Here is a 644-nt window from a genome sequence, read left to right as displayed (position 1 = left end):
CAGGATGATTTCCGCATGAACGACGCCCTTCTTTGCGGTGAAGTCGTGCGTAATGCATTCACGTTCATTGAGGATCCTGCTGGCTGTGCGATAGGCGATGGCGGCGACCGCACTTTTGCCGGCATTGCGGCCAATCGGTTTTACACTGAAATGATAGATCGCCATGCCGTCTCCCGATAAAACGCGCCGGCAGAAGGATCGGGGGCTGGAGCCGAGGCCCGGTCGCCGGCTTCGGCGCGGACCCCTCCCGCAGGGCGGCGGTTTTGCCTGTCACAAGGGTGCAACTCGTAAGTGCGCCCTTATTGAATTCAGTCTAGCGGGACGGGGACGGATGGCTATCTGCAGAACTGCACCAGCATGTGCTGCGAACTGATCCTCGCTACCCTGCCTCAAAGGCAAGAGAACGTTGGAGATCGTGATGCATGCGGGCGGATTTGAAAGGGTGAAGGCAAGAGCGGGAGCCAGGCCGGGGCGCACAAATTCGGTCAGCATGAGGGGCCGGTACAGACCAAGGCTGTCGGTGCTGACCGACGGTGAAAATCTGTCGTCAAAAATCATGGACGGGCTGTTCGGCGTGACCGCGACGCTTGGTGATGCGTCCAGGCGGCACATCCATCACGACAGGACACAGGCAAACATGAGGG

1 protein-coding gene and 1 pseudogene are annotated in these 644 nt (G+C 59.5%); one reads left to right on the top strand and one right to left on the bottom strand.

Going from position 1 to position 644, the window contains the following annotated elements; genetic code table 11:
* Positions 1-165, bottom strand: a 165-nt coding sequence (locus T18_RS26465) for a MobA/MobL family protein (protein WP_139322542.1), incomplete at its 3' end; no start/stop codon positions are given.
* A 241-nt stretch (positions 166-406) separates the two neighbouring features.
* Between T18_RS26465 and T18_RS27365 the strand changes: the two are divergent.
* A pseudogene (locus tag T18_RS27365) lies at positions 407-644 on the top strand (hypothetical protein); the annotation flags it as partial.

Source organism: Rhizobium sp. TBD182 (assembly GCF_001950375.1).
GTDB classification, from domain to species: Bacteria; Pseudomonadota; Alphaproteobacteria; order Rhizobiales; family Rhizobiaceae; genus Agrobacterium; species Agrobacterium tumefaciens.
Note: the sequence above shows the minus strand (reverse complement) of the source record. Positions and strands in the feature narration are given on the sequence as shown.